The following is a 17,923-nucleotide window of genomic DNA, read 5'->3' on the forward strand; positions in this document are numbered from 1 at the left end:
CTCTTGCTGTACCTCGCAAGACGAAATATGCGAAGTCGCGAATCTGGGGGCAACCAACGTTTCAGCATCGCGCCCGTTCATTGCCGCTGGATTCGCCGGAACGACGTTCCCAGGATGCCAGGCGACGTCGTTCAGTAAACGCTCAGGAGCATTTCCATTTTTGTTGTAGCCACTCTTGCCCGACGGTGAATAATGTTCCCGCGAACGTAGCTGCCTTTGATAACCCAAGTCATTTACAGAAACGCTCTAGCCCTGCAGGTTCAATCCGCCGACTGCCGGTGCACCCGGTGACGCGGTCCTCGCGAGGACATCGGCGGCGCGTGTTTGATGGGAAGAGGCCCCCGTCTCTTGGGCACAAACCATTCGCCACGTTTCGGCCTCTGTTTCGAGTACCAAGCGGATTTCGTCGATCATCGACGCATCGCCGTTTTCCTCGGCTGCGATCAGGTGCTGGCACAGAAAAACGTACATGTCGGCAACGGTGCGGCACACTTCAACCTTGTCGTCCGTCACGCCGGAGAGCAGTTCGCTCAGCAGTTCGAACAGCTTCAGCGAATGTTCGTTTGTGCCTCGTTTACCGGGCGTTTCACGCCAAAGGCCGGCGAGATGGCGTGCCACCTCGACACTGCGTTCGATCAGCATCAATCGAAGCTTTGCCGGTGACGACGTCGCGATCATCGATTCCAAATACGTGTCGCTGGTACGCCGGCCGAAACCTGAAGGAGCTGGTCCGCTGAGCGAGTCGATTGGTCGCGGTGGTGCGATACGTCGTTCGACGCCTTGATAGCTGTTCATGTTCGGATCGGCCGATGGATACATTATTGCTGGAAATCGGTATTGGGGATTAGCGCGATACGCCGGATAGTCCGTATTGGACCTATCGTCCAGCGCAGGATCGTATCTTTGACCCACATCGGCTCGTCGTTAAACCCGATGAATCATTGACGACCAAACTATGCACGTTGTTGTGCGACGGTGTCGCCAAAGTTCCCGTAATCCAATCAAATTTCCAACACGCCCGCGTCGAGTGGATGAAAACTCGGCGTAATCGAATTTGTTTAACTTTGATTCAAGATTTATCTACCGCTGCGATCAGACGACCGGCGACATCATGCCGGCCGCAGGAATCAACGGCGTCAGTGGTGCGATGATCGGATTGAGCGTTTTCGCGGTCGAGGGTTCTGAAGTCTTGGACACACGACGGCAACCGAAGTAGCCGCGTTGCTGAATCAGATCGGCAACCACTTCAGGCACATGTTCCACCCACTCAGGGTCACCTTTTTCGATCTGACGAAGCACTTCGCGAGAGAACGTCGATAGGTGATCGGGATCGTAATCCTCGAGTTGTTCGATGCATCCCTTGTCGACGAGATACCGATAGAGGGTACGAAGTTCGTTCGCGATTTCCAGGTTGTCGACTTTCGTCAATTCACCCGTCTCACGATTGAGCAACGGGTAGATATAGAGTTTGAGGTCGTTCTTGAACAAACGTCCGAACGACTCCAGGATTCCTCCATCGAGCGTTGTGTAATACTTGTCGTCAAACAGTTCGATCAAACTGGCCGCACCCATCGTGATGCCGATCTTCTTCTTCGTATGACGAGCCAGGTAAGCGGCCAATCGATAGTATTCGAAGTAATCTGAGATCAGAACAGTCATGCCGGCGGCAGCCAAAACGTCGACCCGCTCGAGGAAGTCTCTTAGGTCGATGTCGCCGTTGGCTTTGAGGTTACGCATCGTGATTTCCGCGAGTGTCACCACGTCGCTCGATTCGACATCCTCTTCGCCTTGGAATTTGGCCTTGGCGGCTTCGAGCATGTCGACGTTGACGTTCGTCAGCGGACGGAAACTGCCACGTTCGACGAGAATCGGTTTCTTATAAAGGACTTCGGACGGTTGCAACACTTCACCGTCGGCCGAAAACATCGCCGCGCTACTGAGTCCGAGTTGCACCAACCGCAAACTCATCACGCGATTGTCGACGTGACGGAACGCGATTCCCGAGAACTCGATCATGTCGATCTCGATCCGGCGAGTACTCAAGTTGTCGAGCAACGATTCGATCAATTGATCGGGTTCGTGGTTCAGAAAGAATGCACCGTAGAGAAGGTTCACGCCGACGATGCCGAGTGCTTCCTGCTGGAGTGCGTTCTCGGTGTCGAGCATTCGCACATGCAGAATGATCTGGCTGTCCTGGTCACGTGGGTGAGCCTGGAAACGGATCCCCATCCATCCGTGGCATTCGTTCGTGCCATGGAAATTACGAGCCGAAACGGTATCGGCAAACGCGAAAAACGCCGTCGTATCCCCTCGGCTTTCACGCAAACGTTCGAGGTTCAGTGCGTGCTCGCGGTCGAGCATGTCTTGCAAACGTTGGCGACAAACATAACGGTCGCATTGGCCGTAGATCGCGTCGCTGACCGACATATCGTATGCCGACATACTCTTGGCGATCGTTCCCGCGGCACCGCCGACGCGGAAAAACCAACGCACGACCTCTTGTCCGGCCCCGATTTCTGCAAACGATCCGTATCGACGTGCGTCGAGATTAACGGCGAGTGCTTTGCGTTCTGTGGTCGGTCGTTCCGATGGCATGTTCTTTTCCCCGTGATGATGAGCGATTGCCGCCCCAAAAATTTCTACCCAACGCACAGGTATGGGTCGCGCAAATCGTCGGGGCAGGGAAAAATGGCCCGGATGCGTCGGATTAGATTGAGACCAAGCGGCATAATCCGCACGGTCGTTTCGGCCCAACGAAAGTCAAACGTCAACAACCCTCCGCCCGCTCGTAGCTACCGTTGCCCGACGGTGGAGACATGACGGTGATCGCACGTCGGTGGACATCGGTCTAACGAAGGCCCTGAATTCCTTCAGAAAACGCCGCCAAACTTCCAACGCCCGAATGCTCGCGAACTCAGCGACCCTGAACGGGCTGGCCGGCAATCGAAGCGTCCTACGCGGCACGACCGCCGCGTTTGAGTTGTTTCCGCATTCGGCGTCGTTCCGCCTTGTTCATGCTCGACCAGTCGACGTCGTCTTCGGGCATCGCTGCTGAATCATCATCGTCTTCATTGGAATCATCCGAGGCGGCCGCGTTTGCGTTTGCCGCCGCTCGGTTCGGCGTCGGTTGATTCGATGGGGACTTGGACGCACCCGACGAATCTGTGTTTGCCGACTCTTCGGCATCCTTATCCAGGTCCGCATCCGCCTTCGGTTTACGACGCATCATCGACCCGAGGCCAAAGCGTCGCTTCTTCGGGGCTTCCGTCGATTCGGCATCGCTCTCCGGTTCCGGCTCGGCGGCTTTGGCTGGGGCAGGCGTTGCTTTGGCAGCGGTCTGTTTTTCGTCGGCCGCAGCAGATTCGTCTTCGTCCGCTGGGGGCTTGGGTTTGCGTCGCAGGCTCGGGAACCAGCTTCGTTTCTTCTTCGGTTCGCCATCCTCGGCGGACGCGTCGTCGTCGTCCGATTCGGGAGGCGTGGCGGGCTTGGGTGTGGTTTTCGCGGCGATTTGTCGTTTCGGTTCAGGCGGTCGAGACTCACCATCGTCGTCTGAGCTTTTGCCCGATCCGCTGTCGGTATCTTCCGAATCTTCTTCGTCAGTTTGCCGTTTCTCGGCCTTGGGTTTCGCAGGGCCTAACAAGCCGAACCAGCGTCGTTTTCCTGAATTGGGTTTCTTCTCGGCCGCCTCGTCTTGGTCATCAGACTCGTCCGATTCATCGCGAGTCGGCTTCGGCGGACGTGTTTTGGTCGCCGCCGGTTTGGCCGCAACTTTCGCCGCTGCCGGCTTCGCTGTCGTTTTACGAGCGGGCGAATCGGTCGTGTCGTCGGTCGTGTCGGAGTCGTTCGATTCGGCGGTGGATCGACGAGCGAACGCGTCGGTCATCCGCTGAACAAGACCTGCGGATGGTTCAATGCCCCGCACTTCGAAGTACAGCGATCGCAGATAGGTCACCGTCGCGGCAAACCAGAACGAAACCGCCAGCAAGTGTGATGATGTGACGACCGTCCACCGAAGATTGGTGGTCGTCGCGAGGATGTTCCAGTCAACGGAGATCGGAATCGCCGACCACAGCCATCCCACCACCAACAAACTAACGCTGGCGCGGTACCGACGCATTTCCGCAACGGATCGCATCGCCAGGATTGCTCCACCGATGATCAAGAACAAACCGATCCAATCTTTACCCGAGAGGGCAATCCGTTTGCCCATGATCCATTCGATTGTGCCGCCGAGCATCCCGAGAATGGGAACAACGTGTGCCACGCTCGACAATAGCGCCAAACCGACAATCCATTGCCAAACACGGTAGTTGCCACCAAAGTCATCGTTGCGAAACCGACGGAGCTGATACACCATCCATCCCGCACCGGCGAGTGCGAGATACATCACGCCGATGAAGTAGCGTCCGATGCTTCCATATTCCGAGATCCGGAACACACGCACAAACGATGGACGATCGGCAAACGTCACGAACCTCGCCGTCGCATCATTGAGCAGGATGAGCACCAACACAATCAACGACAGCACCGAGAATACTTTCGCGACCGTTGTTCGTTGAATCGGTACTAACGAAAACCATCGACCACGCAAGCATTTCCGAACACGGGAACCATACGCGAGCGTCGGGCGACGGGCTTCACGCAGTTGTTCCATCCGACTGCGGGATCCGCTCGTTGGACTCGCTGCCGATACGGACGCAGACGTCATCAGCACGCGGCGACGTCGATCGTCTTGACGGCGGGAATGCAACATGGTCAGCGTTCAGGGGAATTTACGATGAGGCGAAAAAGGCCGGCGATACGCGGACGATTGCTTCACACACAACGCCATCTTCGAATCGATCGGGTTCGCCCGCGACGCTATCAAACCCCGCGAGATGAAAACAAGAGTGTCTCGATCGAACAGACCCATCGCCAGACGCCTGGCTCAGCGTCCGTCCGGTTTGGTGACCCGTCCGAATAGATCCTTCAGGATCGCCTGTTCGAGCACGGTGTCGCGTCCGAGTGGGATCCAGCCGAGCGTTTGTGGACTGTCATCAAATTCGTCACCACGGCTGACCCGAGATCCGTCGTGTCTGACTCCCGCAGTCGACTCGGTTGCGTATTGCGTGCGGTCAGTGTCTTCAAGGTCTTTTTGAACGATAACTTCAACCGAGTAACCCGTCATGTTCGGTCGTACGGTCACGATGGCGCGGCGGCGGATCGACTGCAACGTGCTTTGCAACCGCTCGAATCCGGTCGTGCTGTCTTTTCGCCATGGTTGGAAGATCGAACCGGCAACCTTGTAGCTCGTTTCAATCTTTCCTTCGAGCACGAGGCCTTGGCGATTAACAACGGGTTGCTGGCGAGCGATCCGGAAGTAATCGTCGAGCGTGTCGACAACCTGCAACCAAAGGAAATCATCAGGCGTCCGCGGTAATTCCAGCGGGTTTGGAACGTATTGCTGCGGTACATCGCTGGTCAACCGATACGCGAGTTGCCCACAACCACCGAGAGTGATTAACGACAACAAAACGGCGAAACCGCTCGCGGCAACGCATGCACGCGTGCGATTTTGCGATCGGTCAACCGAGTCGGGGTGCTCTCGATGATTCTCGACGCTCGAACTCATTGGCGATTGGGAAACCGCGCGGCGACTTGCGGCAGTGGTTTCGCTCCTGGAACGTCTTCCGGGAAGATCGACCAAACGGGCACCCGTTTTTGAACCGCCTCGAGTGCTTCGATTTGTGCAATCTCGATTTTTTTATCACGTAAGATCGTGCGAATGTCATCTTGGACATCGGCCAACGGAACAATGCCTTCGGATTCGCGGTCGAGCACGCGGATGATGTGGTAGGCGTCGACGTCTTCAATGATTTGACTCATCGAATTGGTCGGGATCGAGAAAATTTGATTGTCGAGGATGGTCGATGCCAACGCGCCCTTGTTCGTCCAGTCATGCACTCCACCGTCTCGAGCGAACGGTTCTTGGCTCTTCTCTTTTGCGATCGCCTGCATGTTGCCGCCGAAGAACGCTTCTCGCCCCATCGCCCAGATCGCGTCGTAGGCGGCTTGCTTGTTAGGGAATTTTTCAAACTGGACGGTGATTTGTTCCCAACGTGCACGCGCCTTTCGAAAGAACTCGTCCTGATGGACTTGGTAGTATTCGTGGATCTCCGCGAGTGAGACAGACGGGTCCTTGTTCACTTTGCCGCGGATGTAGAGGTGTCCCAGCATGGCGTCGATGAATTCGCGTTCGCGTGCAGCCAGTGACGTGCCTTTTTCTCGCAGTTTTTCGTCCAGTTCTGAAACCGTCGACGCCTCGTACTGTTCTCGCAGTTGAGGCACTTCGCTTTCGAAGAACATCTGCCGTGCTTTCGCCTGCATCTCCGCGTCAGCTTCACGACGTTTCTCGGCCGTTTGCGTAGCGACTTGGTCGAGCAAGAATGACTCACGCATCATTCGGTTCTGAATCGTTTGCGCCAGCAGTCCGCGGAGCATTCTCACGCGAGCGAATTTGATTTGGTCTTCGGGCACTTCCTGGCCCGCTTTCGCGACAACGCTATTGATCCGAGCGTCAATTTTCGGTTTCAGCTCGCCCAACAGGATCGGGCTTTGTCCCACCATCGCGATCAAGGTCGCCGGATCGGTGGGCAATTCGACTTGCAGTGCCTCGTCCATTTGCGATTGGCTCGGCATCTGAGCCGTCGCGGGGGCCACGAAGACTCCGCTGATCAATGTCGCTGCGGAAATAACGCCAATCGCGAGCAAAGCGCGTGTTTCCTCAGGCGGCGCCGACGCCCAACGCGACACGTGGCAGCATTCAAGATTGCCCTCACGAGATGCGGAAGGCAAGCGAAATAGACGGGAAAAGGGCAGCGGGGGCATAGCGGGCCCGATGGATGGTAATTCGGTAGATCAAACGAAAATGCAATAGCGGATTCGCTTGTAAGACATTTCATCCAGCGTACGCAACAGAGATTGGGTCTCCTTTTGAGATTGTCGGGCCGCAGAGGTTACGCGTATTTTCCAGTGCTCATAAATGGAACAACCCGCACAAAGGAAACATATTCTCAAAAGGTCGATTGGCCCAGCAATAAACGCCGAAATCAAGGGTGACCCTCCCTCCCGCTCAGACGACACCTCCCATGTCCACTGAGCAATTTCAAAATGATCGGACCGCATGACATGACCTATTCAGAACAACTGGAGCAAGACGAAGTCGCTCTATTGAAATCGCGAAGTCGTAAGAAACCCGCCAAACGCAGCGAAGCGGCACAATCGCCTTTGGAAACCTATCTTCGCGAGATCAACGAAACCCCATTGCTGTCCGCCGAAGAAGAAATGGACTTGGCCGGCCGGATCGCTCAAGGCGACGTCATGGCACGCGACCAAATGGTCCGTGCGAACTTGCGTCTGGTCGTGAACATCTCGCGTGGCTACACCGGCAAAGGTCTCGGCCTGCAAGACTTGATCGAGGAAGGCAACCTCGGTCTGTTGCGAGCGGTCGAGGGTTTCGACCCGGTTCACGGAACTCGCTTCAGCACCTACGCGAGCTATTGGATTAAACAATCGATCAAGCGTGCCCTCATCAACAGCGCTAAAACGATTCGCATCCCCGCTTACATGGTCGAACTGCTGAGCAAGTGGCGTCGAGCTACCGCTCGTCTCAACGAAGAACTCGGCCGGACGCCGACGAATGAAGAGGTCGCACGGGTACTGGGTCTGCCCAAGAAGAAACTGCCGATCATTCGCAAAGCCATCAAGATCAACAACTCGACGCCGCAAAGCGATCAAACAGAATCGGGCTGGTCCCTCGGTGATATGGTCATGGACGAGCGGCTCAAATCGCCCGACGAAGCGATGCTCGATCACGACATCCTCAAACACGCGATGGGGTTGCTTGAAGATCTCGACGAACGAGATTCCATGGTCTTGAAACTACGCTTCGGACTTGGCGGTGCCGAACCGATGACGCTCAAAGAAATCGGAGCCGAACTCGGCCTGACTCGCGAACGAGTGCGTCAGATCGAAACCGAAGCCCTGCGGCGTTTGGCCGATGGACTGACCGACCCGCGAGAGTTGGGAATGTAATGGATGAATCACTGCGGTACGTGAATGACGTACCGCATGATTCCGGCGAAGTGGAGGATCGAGGCGGAGATCACCACAATGTGCCACACGGCATGGAAGTACTTAACGCGGTGATCGTTCTTCAAAAACAGAACCCCGATGCTGTAGGCCACTCCACCTGCGAGCACATACAGAAACAGGCTCATCGGAATGCGCCCGTAAAGCGGTATTGCAGGCAACCATCCGAGCAGCAAGTAGGACAGCGTACTGATCGAGTGAATGCGATGGCTAAAGATCGCTTTCTTCGCGAAACCCCAAAACGCATAGCCCCACATCAAGACCAACAGGACGTCTCGGTACGCGGGCTCGGCATAGCGGCACATGATTGGGGTGTAGGTGCCCGCGATCATCAAGTAGATCATCGCCTGGTCCCACGCCCGAAATCGATCCAGTAACGGTCGTTCCAGGAACGTGTGCGACAGCGTCGAGCACGCAAACGTTCCGACCACGCTGACGCCATAGGCCGCACACGCGATCATCATCGCCGTGCCAATTTCCGACGCTTGCATCACCATCCAAACCGACAACGCGATCCATGTCACGCTCGCGATCCCGTGTGTCAGTGCGTTGGCCCATTCCTGATCCGGCTGGATCGGCGGAATGTCATCGTCGGACAACAGCAAATCAATCGCGTGCGCCAGGCCCGACTGGCCGGCCGCGAGAGGGTCATTCTCAATCGTCTCGTTACTCATCGCCCGTCCGTGCTTGGGGATCCATGTTATTCAGTGATAGCCACCCGCTATCGCGCATCCATCGGACACACAATTCAGGCCAAAGGTCGTCTGCCCTACCGTCGATGCGGGCGCCAAACCCGTGACCACTTCCGGTAAAGACATGCAGCGCCGCGGGAACGCCGACCGCGTGCAACCGCTGGAACACGGTGACGCTGTTGTGTACTTGATGTTTGTCGTTTTCAGCGTGGGCAAAAAACATCGGAGGCGTCTCGGTGGTGATTTCGATCTCGTCTCGGAATTGGTCTGGCCGGTCTTCCTGGACAATCCAGGCCGGGTAGATCAGCGCGGCGAAATCGGGTGGGGAGATCTCAGCATCCGCCGCATCGACTGACTTGTACAGTCGATTTTCAGCCGTCGCGGCATGAAAGGCTGCATTTCCACCGGCAGAAAACCCCAACACGCCAACACGTGCCGGAACGTTCGGTGTGACTTCCCCTGCGCGAATCATCGCGATCGAACGCTGGATGTCCTGAACCGCCGGTTGCCACTTCGGTTCCATCGTTTGGCTAGGAACTCGGTATTTCAGCACGGCGGCGCTGACCCCCGCTTCTTGAAAACGTCTGGCAACCTCGAGTCCCTCCAGGTCCCACGCCAAAATATTAAATCCGCCTCCCGGGCAAATTACGACGGTTACTGGCGAAGGCTCGCCGTTTTCGGTCGTTCCGAGGAACACGTGGAGCTCGACGTCACGAACGTTGCTTAGCCGGATGACCCGGCGGCCCGCGACCTTTCTGCTGTCGTCCCTCGAAAGATCGTGTTCTGCCTTTTCCGGCGCGTCCCACTCAGGCGGTTCGCCCGGCCATACTCGGATCACCTTGGCGTCTTGCCGAGCAGTTTCGGCGGCAAAGACGCTATCCCCGGCTAAAAGAAAATTCATGCAAAGAAAACATGCGAATACTACTAGCGAGCGGCAGTAAATAAGAATGTTCATGCAAATGACTCCGAACAGCGTCGAGATCGTGACGCATAACGAGGACGAACGATGGTCCACCCAACCGTAACATGACACCCACGGGGCCGCGAGTGCCAGCATCCGGTGTCGTGACATCAAGGCGGACGGCTTCACGCGAGATTAATGGGGTGAGAATCGCCCGTCATACACGCTAATCCCGTTCCACGTGGGCACAGGATGCTTCGTGACAATCCATCGGCTATCCTACGATCTCAGGTAGCTGCTTCCCTTTGCCGCATCCAAAACGTCTTCGATCAGTGTCCAATGCATGCGGCGTCGCAAGCAGAAAACATGTCGACAATTAACGCTGCTTCCGGTTCATCCCCCCTTTCCTCAACTGCCTTCCTTTGTTCGCCGTATGAAACCGAAAGTTGCGTTGATCGTTGAAACCTCGAGCGTCTACGGTCGTGACCTCTTGTCGGGCATCGTTCGGCACATGCGGATGCACGATCAGTGGTCGGTCTTCTTGGAACAACGCGATCTGCTGTTGGAGCCTCCGCAGTGGTTGAGCACGTGGAAAGGCGACGGAATCATCAGTCGCGTGACGACTCCGACGTTTGTCGACGCGATCAGAGAAACCGGCGTGCCTATGGTCGAGTTGACTGACCGATTCGGCGGTTCTCGGTTTCCCGGCGTCCGATCAGACGACGCCGCGATCGGGCGTGCCGGTGCCAAACACTTGATCGAACGCGGATTTCGCAATTTCGCGTTCTGCGGTTTCGCCGGGGAAGCATGGTCGCAGCGACGCGAAATTGCCTTCGTCGAAACGACACAGGCCCACTCGTCGAGCCAATGTGAAGTCTACAACTCACCTTGGACCGGCCCGACCGCTCGAACGTGGGAAGAGGAGCAACAACACCTTGTCGATTGGCTCAAAGGAATCGATCCACCGGTTGCCATCATGGCCTCCAATGACATCCGAGGGATGCACCTCATCGACGCTTGCTCACGCGTTAACCTTGCGGTCCCCGAAGAGGTTGCCGTGATTGGGGTCGACAACGACGAGCTGCTCTGTCGTATTTGCTCCCCGACGTTATCGAGCGTGATCCCTAACGCGGAGGAAATCGGATTCCGCGCCGCCGAACTGCTAGCCCGTTTGATGAAAGGCGAAACGCTCGACGCGACCAGCCATCCGATTCCGCCGCTAGGAATCGCGACCCGTCAATCGACCGATGTGGTCGCGATCGACGACAGCAATATCGCGGCTGCGCTTCGTTTCATGCGCGAGAACGCTTGCCGAGGCGTGACGGTCGAGGAGGTCATCGAAAATACCGCGATATCACGCAGCACGCTCGAACGACAAGTTCGCAAATACCTTGGACGAACACCGCAAGAAGAAATCCGTCACGTTCAAATCAAACGGGTTCGCGAACTTCTGCAATCAACCGATCTCCCCGCCGATCGCATCGCGGCTCTCTGTGGGTTCGCCCACCCCGAGTACATGCACGTTGTTTTCAAACGCGTGATGGGAATCACTCCTGGCGAATTTCGACGCGGCACCGGACCGTGACCCGCCCGAACGAGTGATTCAATTCCGCTTTTGCAGAGGACGCCTCGCGGCAACCTTCGGCGACCAGCCCAATCGTCGGAAACAGGCTACGCGTTTCTGTCAATGACGTCGGCTTTCAAAGGTCGCGACGCTCGCCAGGACGTGGTCTCCCGTCAGGCGACGGCGGCTGCAACGAAAATGGAAATGCGCCAGACCTCGAGGCCTGAATTCCTGCGAATCCAGCTACCGTGAACGGGCGCGTTGTTAGGTGAAATGCTCGAATGCTTTAGTTTTGCACGCTGTTTTGGTCCGGTTCCCGTTTCCACTGCGTATTGGCGGGTGACACCCCGGGCGGCATTGGCGACGGATACTCGCCCGCCATCGGTGTCTGGATCGCTTTCGCGACGCAGGATAAATTCTGTTGTGGGATCGCGACCGCCATTGGCATCACCAATATCGACTAAACTGCAGCGTCATCCCGCACGCGACATAGCCCGTGAAAGCACCGACCACACTGATGACGAAACTACTTACCCTCACCTTCACTGCAATATTCATGACCGTTCCCGCATCAACCGGTGTCACCGCCGAAGAGGCCGCCACGTCGACACGGCTTCACACTCTCAAAAATTCAAACGGCATGGAAGTGACCGTGACCAACTATGGCGCCATCATCACCTCGATGTTGACGGCTGATCGCGATGGCAACCTCGCGGATGTGGCGCTCGGTCATCGCACCGCAGCCGAGTACATTGCCGCATCCGAAAAGCCGTACTTCGGCGCCGTTGTTGGTCGTTTCGGAAACCGTATCGCCGAGGGAACCTTTACGCTCGATGGTGAAACCTACACGCTCGCCACGAACAACGGTGACAACCATCTGCACGGTGGAAACGTCGGGTTTGATAAAGTGATCTGGGACGTGAAATCGGCGTCGGATCAATCGATCCATCTGACCTATGTCGCGAAGGACATGGAAGAAGGCTATCCAGGCAACCTCAGCGTTTCAGTCACCTACACGTTGACCGACGAGAATCAACTCGTTGTCGATTATGCGGCGACAACGGATAAGGCCACGCCCGTCAACTTGACCCAGCACACTTATTTTAATCTCGCCGGCGAGGGCAACGGAACGGTCCTCGATCACGAAGTCATGCTCAATGCCGATCGCTTCACTCCCGTCGACAGCGGTCTGATCCCGACGGGCGAATTGCGTTCAGTCAAAGACACGCCGTTCGACTTCACGTCTCCCAAATCCATTGGGCGTGATATCGAAACCGAAAACGAACAACTCGCCCTCGGCAAAGGTTATGACCATAACTGGGTGCTCAACAAAGGTGTCAGCGCGACCGAGTTGACCCTGGCGGCGGTGGTCTATGATCCGGCAACCGGTCGCGTGCTCACCGTGAGTACCACGGAGCCGGGCGTTCAGTTCTACACGGGGAATTTTCTCACCGGAACGTTGACGGGGAAATCAGGGAAAACGTATTCGCACCGTGGCGGCTTCTGCCTCGAAACACAACACTTTCCCGACAGCCCCAATCAACCGGATTTCCCCTCCACCATCCTCGCCCCTGGTGAGAAGTACGAATCACAAACCGTATTCGCATTCTCCGCGAGATAATTCGTTTAGAGCATTTCAATTTTTCTTGTAGCCACCGTCGCCAGATGGTGGACCACGTTCTTGCGAACCCAGCTACCGTTGACAACCTACGTCATTTGCAGGAGTGCTCTAGAGGAGTCCAGCGACAGCCCGTACGACATTGCCGGCATCACAGGCGTAAAGATCTGCACCACCGAATGGGTTAAGTTCCAGCAGTCGTAATTCACCGTCACATTCGCAAACATCGAGGGTGTACGCGTCAGCAGGCGGCGGTATAGCATCGGTAACGACTTGTGCGAAGGACCACGCCTCACTTTGCGGTTGGTCCGGAACAGCCGAGCGAGACCGAGCATCGTAAGCGGAGCCAGCGATAACCGAAGTGCGGACAACGACGAATCGCCATTCGCGTCCAACGTTGCGTATCGGAGCAGCGATGACAGGCAGCGACTCGTCGTCGAAGTAAAAACCATAGTCCAACGCTGTGAGGCTAACCGCAGCCACGTCAAGCACGCGACCACTGAACGGTTTCAAGGGGCTGTCAGGCCGAACGAAAATGCGATCGGTGCAACCAATCGCTTCGGCAACGGCAGTGGCAGAAGCGACGAAGTCATTGGCAGGCATCAAACGCCAATTCCTATGAAGCAGCCACTCGCGAGCAGATGCGTACCAGGCGGAGCAGTGGAATGAAGCGGTGTTGCAGAACGAGCCCGGCGACCAACGAAGTTCATCGTGGATGCGAGCGGCGTTGCCAAGCGAACCATGGAAGAACGTGTGATTGCTGCCAAGATCGGGCGGTAGGCCATCTGACCACCACGCGTCGCTCCAATCGACGAGACAATGTCCAGCTTCACGAACAGCCTCGCGAAGCGCCGAGTGTGAATCGCGGAAGACGTCGGATTCAAGCACCCAAGTTGCATGAGTCATTTGAACTAGGGGCCACTAACGGAAGGTTGTACGACCCCGCCCTAAACGAATGGAGCGATGTTTGAGGCGCGAGTGAGTCACCGCCCCAGCGAGGCTTGGACAACGAACGAAGGTGTGCTGAAGGTTTAGTGTAAAAACCATGTTGTCGGGCGACGAATCGTCATTCAGTAGTCCATCCCAAGTTGTCGGACGATAGAATCGGAAACTGGGTAAACGCGTTCGGGAGGCAATTGATCCTTGGCACGTTTTAGATTCCCCGCCAGGTATAGCGAACGGATTTTGCGAGTTCGCTCGGTGAAGTCCGTGATATCCACAATCCAATCGTCCGTGAAGTCGCGAATAATGGCTCGACTGAGGCCAACCTGAATCGATCGGTGCTCACGTTTCTTGCCGTGAATGGTACGTTCTGGATCCCATTGCACGTGGACACTCGCATCTTCAAATTGGCTACGCCAATTTTCCTCCTGTTTGTGGGTCTTAGACTCAAAGCTAGTGAGGACCCCGAGCGACAGAGCACGCTCCCAATCGTCGCGTTTGATGCGAATAGCAAGAATATGCTCTTGTCTCGATTTGGTCCCCCAGTTACTGCGACCCATCAACCACAAGTAGGAAGGCTTGACCCACGTCATGCGTCCCCAAGAGAAAGGCTCGACAAATCGACCGGCCCTAATCGTCGGCTCTGCAATTTCTCTGTGATAGGCCTGATACACGACAATGCTGTCACGGTCGTAGTCGGCGCGAATTTGGCGATAAGGTGTCATCTGGTGTCCAACGCACGGAGGGATGCACTACGGACAACGCAGCAACCGAAAGGTTCGCACCGACAATGGAAGGTATCTGCGACACCGCTCTGAACGAAGTGAGGGATGCCTGAACTGCAAGGAATTGTGCCAATACGAGCCTGTGTGACTAACCAAGGAAGGTGTGCCGAAGGCCAAACGCAGAAACCACGTTGCGCGACCGGTAGAGCTGTTAGGGGGGTGAATCACGCAACGTGTCACCCCATTCCACGAGCATTTGGTGCAGTTGCTCGCACGCATCAAACATGTCAATGTCAGAGAACGCGTCAATTAGTGAACTCGTCCAAGGCACGTCGTGAGGCGCATTGAGTTGTCGTACCACAAATTCAGGAAAAGTACCGAACCGACCACCGTGAGGCCCACCGGGAACACATTGAACACCACTGATGAACGCGACCACGTCGGCGAATGAACGAGCACTGGCGTAAAACATTCGAGGGCGCAGGCAGATGAGCTTCAGGTAGGCGAGGTCATCCGGCGTCATTGCATGGGGTCGATAGGTCGTGCAACGGAAGGCTGTTACGACACCGCCCTGAACGAAGCGGTGGATCTTGAATTACGAACAGCTAAAGACGCGATGACGCTGCTCGAATTGAAAACGAAAGTGTGGCCAAGGACTAGCTTAAAACGTGTTGTGGGACGTTCGCCGTGATAGCTCTTTTCATCGGAAGTAAAGCTGCTGGGCAAATCGAGTCAGGAATTGACCGGTTCATGGAAGTAATAGCACAGCCCATCCGGTGCCACCACAAAGAAAACGTTGAAGCGTTCACCGTCACGCTCATCAACGCGTGTAGTCGCGATGGAAATTCCATTGGATTCGAGTTGAGCCTTCATTCCTTCAATATCGACCACACGAATCGCCGCCCCCTCCTGTGATGGATCGCCGTCGTTAATAGCGAACCCAATTTGCACGCCATCGCGTTCAAGGATTACGGTTGGATGTGGCGAGTTTCGGCGTTCAACTTCGGTCATGCCAAAGTGCTGGGAGTACCAGTCGGATGCTGCACCAAGGTCTGTGACAGGCAGGGCGAGGACGTCGTCTTGGTATGGCGAGGCCGAGTGAAATGCGGGTTCGGGCATGAGAATCCTGATATCTGGGGAAACTTGCGACACACAACGGAAGTTCTTTATGGCACCATCCCGAGCGAAGCGAGAGATGCCTGAACGATGAGAAATTGTAACGGTGCCAGTCCGCGTCGCCAAACGTGGTAGGTGTGTCCGAATGGCATTAGCGCAACAAACATGTTGTACGTCCCGTCACATCACGTGAATGTCGAGAAACTCAATTGTCAGCTGATCGTTGCCAGCATGTTTTTTGTGAAATCGTGCGGTCAAGTCGCTAGGGGCGTTATCGAGCGGCACATCATCGCAATGCACCATGCCAACATAGCTCGCAGGATCAAGTCCGTAGAGATTCTCGCGATCGACCTCGATACCGCTAGCGGAATCGTCGAGTGCGAGAACGGAGGTCAGTTCGTAGGTCCGACCATCGCGGAATGGATCAATCGAACCGTAGTTTGCAATAACGCGTTCGAGCAAGAGCGGAGTCATCGTTGGTTCGGCCACCTCGAACATCGCCAATGCATCTGGAAAGCGTTTCTCGGCAAGCAGCTCGGACCATTCAACGACCAGTTTCCGGATCGCGTCATCGTCAGCGTCGATCGGAAAGATGCGAATCGCCATTTGCTAAAAACGCACAACGGAAGGTTTTTACGACACCGCCCTAAACGAAGCGAGCGATGCCTTAACTACGGAAAATTGTACCAAGGCCGGCTCGCGTGGCCAAACGCGGAAGGTGTGCCAAAGGCTTAGCGTGAAAACCATGTTGGCGGTCACTGGGTTGCCGATCGGCCTGCCCAGTATCCGGGACGCTGACACTCGTGCGCAATTGCGACGATTTCAATGCGGACATCGGTCACTCGGAAGACGATGAAGAACGGAAACCTTTTCATCAAGTATCTCTGCGTACCAAACAGGTACGCAGGCCAAGTCTGTGGACTGCGTGCAATGCCCCGGCGTGATCGCTCAAGTTCAGCCTCGAAATCTTCGGCTAGTTCTGGACGCACCTCGAAATACCGATCATGAGCGGCGAGCACCTCAGCATTAGCATCGGGGTGAAACCAAAACGGAAGATCATCCACTGCGGCGTTGTCGCATTTCTGACATCACGTCATCCCATGGCCGCAATTCCGCTGTGCCATTGTCGATGGACTCAATGCGTCGCTGGATTTCAGCCGCCCAAGCAGCGTCAGCCTGCGGGTCATCGGCAGGGTCAAGACTCCTGAGCAGCGACGCCGCCAGAGTCGCACGGTCGGACTCTGGCATACCGAGCGCAGTAGCCAGCAGTTGTTGTGATTGTGTGTCCATATTCCCATTGTAGCGTCTCTGAGACGCTAATCCATACTTGTGACCGCCAACGGAAGGTTTTTACGACACCGCCCTGAACGAAGCGAACGATGTTTGAACTACGAGAGATTGTACCAAGGCCAGCCCGCGTTGACAAAGTCGGAAGGTGCGCCGAAGGACCGTGCGTAAAAACCATGTTGTCGGACCTGGGCTTTACGAGTCGGTTTGATCGAGTGTTTCCGCATCCGCAATGTCTTTGGGGCGACCGCACGCTCGCTTGTTGACGATTAAGTCGGCACGACCGATTACGCTCAGTTGGACATCTTCCATTTCAACAGCCAGTCGGTTCGCCCATGCATGATCGAAATCCACACCGGAGATGGCAGTGAGTATGTCAATGCGCGACGGTTCGACACCGATTTGGAAGACCATTCCCGGTCTCGCAAGGTCGGCAATTGTCAGGTCGTGCAATGGGGCTCCAAATTCGGCGAGAACGCGATAAACCTTGGGGGCAGTGTCCGAGTCAGGACGAACCCAGATATCAAGGTCGCCGGTTGCGCGTGGGTGGCCGTGGGCAGCAACCGCATACGCCCCGACGAGCAGAAAATCAATTTTCGCGTCGGACAACGCGCGCAACATGTCTTTGAAGTCGGGGTTGAATAACATTTGGTTCCTTAAATGCCCAAGCGGTTAAAGTCAAAGGCCAAACCATAAGCAGGCGTTCTGCTGGTGTGGCATTGGGAACACCCGAATCGAGTCCCTGTTGGTCTAGTGTCGTGAGTTTCGTGACCGAACGATCCATCGGTGGGAGAGAGGCCATGAATTTCCTTTTGACTGAGGTCCGACAACGGAAGGTTTCTACGACACCGCCCTAAGGAGCTGTTCGGAAATAACTTCGGGATTTCATGCTGGTAGAACATAGTTGAATTTACCGAGGGTTTCATCACGCTCTGTCGGTTCGTTTTG

Annotated in this window: 19 protein-coding genes; 3 read left to right on the top strand and 16 right to left on the bottom strand. The window is 55.8% G+C overall.

Annotated elements, in window-relative coordinates:
• Positions 1–246 precede the first annotated feature (246 nt).
• From FHS27_RS21340 to FHS27_RS21360, 5 genes are all read right to left on the bottom strand, one after another.
• Positions 247–795 (bottom strand): flagellar protein FliS, encoded by a 549-nt coding sequence (locus tag FHS27_RS21340; RefSeq protein WP_044251456.1) that lies wholly within the window; start codon positions 793–795, stop codon positions 247–249.
• A gap of 297 nt (positions 796–1,092) precedes the next feature.
• Entirely contained in the window at positions 1,093–2,595 is a 1,503-nt protein-coding gene (locus FHS27_RS21345) for a TonB-dependent receptor (protein WP_184306854.1), read from the bottom strand.
• A 358-nt stretch (positions 2,596–2,953) separates the two neighbouring features.
• Positions 2,954–4,753 carry an MARVEL domain-containing protein gene (locus FHS27_RS21350; RefSeq protein WP_184306855.1) on the bottom strand — a complete coding sequence of 600 codons (1,800 nt, stop codon included), beginning with the start codon at positions 4,751–4,753 and terminating at the stop codon, positions 2,954–2,956.
• Positions 4,754–4,927: 174 nt separating this feature from the next.
• Positions 4,928–5,611: a hypothetical protein gene (locus FHS27_RS21355; RefSeq protein WP_246420477.1), complete on the bottom strand. Its 684-nt coding sequence runs from the start codon at positions 5,609–5,611 to the stop codon at positions 4,928–4,930.
• Entirely contained in the window at positions 5,608–6,834 is a 1,227-nt protein-coding gene (locus FHS27_RS21360; protein ID WP_246420479.1) for a peptidylprolyl isomerase, read from the bottom strand. The genes FHS27_RS21355 and FHS27_RS21360 overlap by 4 nt, the downstream gene beginning before the upstream one ends.
• Positions 6,835–7,149: 315 nt before the next feature.
• Between FHS27_RS21360 and FHS27_RS21365 the strand changes: the two genes are divergently transcribed.
• The gene (locus FHS27_RS21365; RefSeq protein ID WP_009094661.1) at positions 7,150–8,073 is read left to right on the top strand and encodes a sigma-70 family RNA polymerase sigma factor; all 924 of its coding nucleotides are present in this window, start codon (positions 7,150–7,152) and stop codon (positions 8,071–8,073) included.
• 8 nt (positions 8,074–8,081) lie between these two features.
• Here the strand turns inward: FHS27_RS21365 and trhA are convergent, their stop codons facing one another.
• Positions 8,082–8,804, bottom strand: coding sequence for a PAQR family membrane homeostasis protein TrhA (gene trhA / locus FHS27_RS21370; RefSeq protein WP_184306856.1), 723 nt, complete (start codon positions 8,802–8,804; stop codon positions 8,082–8,084).
• Entirely contained in the window at positions 8,797–9,723 is a 927-nt protein-coding gene (locus FHS27_RS21375; protein ID WP_246420488.1) for an alpha/beta hydrolase, read from the bottom strand. Before FHS27_RS21375 ends, trhA begins: the two co-directional genes overlap by 8 nt.
• Positions 9,724–10,156: 433 nt before the next feature.
• On the opposite strand from FHS27_RS21375, the gene FHS27_RS21380 reads away from it, so the two are divergent.
• Positions 10,157–11,308, top strand: a complete 1,152-nt coding sequence (locus FHS27_RS21380) for an AraC family transcriptional regulator (RefSeq protein WP_184306857.1) — start codon at positions 10,157–10,159, stop codon at positions 11,306–11,308.
• A 265-nt stretch (positions 11,309–11,573) separates the two neighbouring features.
• Here FHS27_RS21380 and FHS27_RS21385 read toward each other — a convergent pair whose 3' ends face one another.
• Positions 11,574–11,735, bottom strand: coding sequence for a hypothetical protein (locus FHS27_RS21385; protein WP_184306858.1), 162 nt, complete (start codon positions 11,733–11,735; stop codon positions 11,574–11,576).
• A 108-nt stretch (positions 11,736–11,843) separates the two neighbouring features.
• Here FHS27_RS21385 and FHS27_RS21390 point away from each other — a divergent pair, with 108 nt between their 5' ends.
• On the top strand, positions 11,844–12,908 hold the full coding sequence (locus FHS27_RS21390) for an aldose epimerase family protein (protein ID WP_184306889.1): 1,065 nt from the start codon (positions 11,844–11,846) through the stop codon (positions 12,906–12,908).
• 108 nt (positions 12,909–13,016) lie between these two features.
• Here FHS27_RS21390 and FHS27_RS21395 read toward each other — a convergent pair whose 3' ends face one another.
• From FHS27_RS21395 to FHS27_RS21430, 8 genes are all read right to left on the bottom strand, one after another.
• Positions 13,017–13,811, bottom strand: a complete 795-nt coding sequence (locus FHS27_RS21395) for an ATP-grasp domain-containing protein (RefSeq protein WP_184306859.1) — start codon at positions 13,809–13,811, stop codon at positions 13,017–13,019.
• Between the two features lie 164 nt (positions 13,812–13,975).
• A complete protein-coding gene (locus FHS27_RS21400) occupies positions 13,976–14,572 on the bottom strand; it encodes a DUF4291 domain-containing protein (RefSeq protein ID WP_184306860.1) in 597 nt (198 codons plus the stop codon).
• Between the two features lie 211 nt (positions 14,573–14,783).
• Positions 14,784–15,095: a hypothetical protein gene (locus FHS27_RS21405; RefSeq protein WP_184306861.1), complete on the bottom strand. Its 312-nt coding sequence runs from the start codon at positions 15,093–15,095 to the stop codon at positions 14,784–14,786.
• A gap of 209 nt (positions 15,096–15,304) precedes the next feature.
• Positions 15,305–15,691, bottom strand: coding sequence for a VOC family protein (locus FHS27_RS21410; protein ID WP_044251446.1), 387 nt, complete (start codon positions 15,689–15,691; stop codon positions 15,305–15,307).
• A gap of 177 nt (positions 15,692–15,868) precedes the next feature.
• Positions 15,869–16,294 carry a hypothetical protein gene (locus tag FHS27_RS21415; RefSeq protein ID WP_184306862.1) on the bottom strand — a complete coding sequence of 142 codons (426 nt, stop codon included), beginning with the start codon at positions 16,292–16,294 and terminating at the stop codon, positions 15,869–15,871.
• Between the two features lie 149 nt (positions 16,295–16,443).
• Positions 16,444–16,752 carry a hypothetical protein gene (locus FHS27_RS21420; RefSeq protein WP_184306863.1) on the bottom strand — a complete coding sequence of 103 codons (309 nt, stop codon included), beginning with the start codon at positions 16,750–16,752 and terminating at the stop codon, positions 16,444–16,446.
• A complete protein-coding gene (locus FHS27_RS21425; RefSeq protein ID WP_044251448.1) occupies positions 16,745–16,978 on the bottom strand; it encodes an addiction module protein in 234 nt (77 codons plus the stop codon). The genes FHS27_RS21420 and FHS27_RS21425 overlap by 8 nt, the downstream gene beginning before the upstream one ends.
• 192 nt (positions 16,979–17,170) lie before the next feature.
• The gene (locus FHS27_RS21430; RefSeq protein WP_184306864.1) at positions 17,171–17,623 is read right to left on the bottom strand and encodes a nucleotidyltransferase; all 453 of its coding nucleotides are present in this window, start codon (positions 17,621–17,623) and stop codon (positions 17,171–17,173) included.
• Between the last annotated feature and the right edge of the window lie 300 nt (positions 17,624–17,923).

Origin of the sequence: Aporhodopirellula rubra (genome assembly GCF_014192335.1) — a bacterium.
GTDB lineage: Bacteria > Planctomycetota > Planctomycetia > Pirellulales > Pirellulaceae > Rhodopirellula > Rhodopirellula rubra.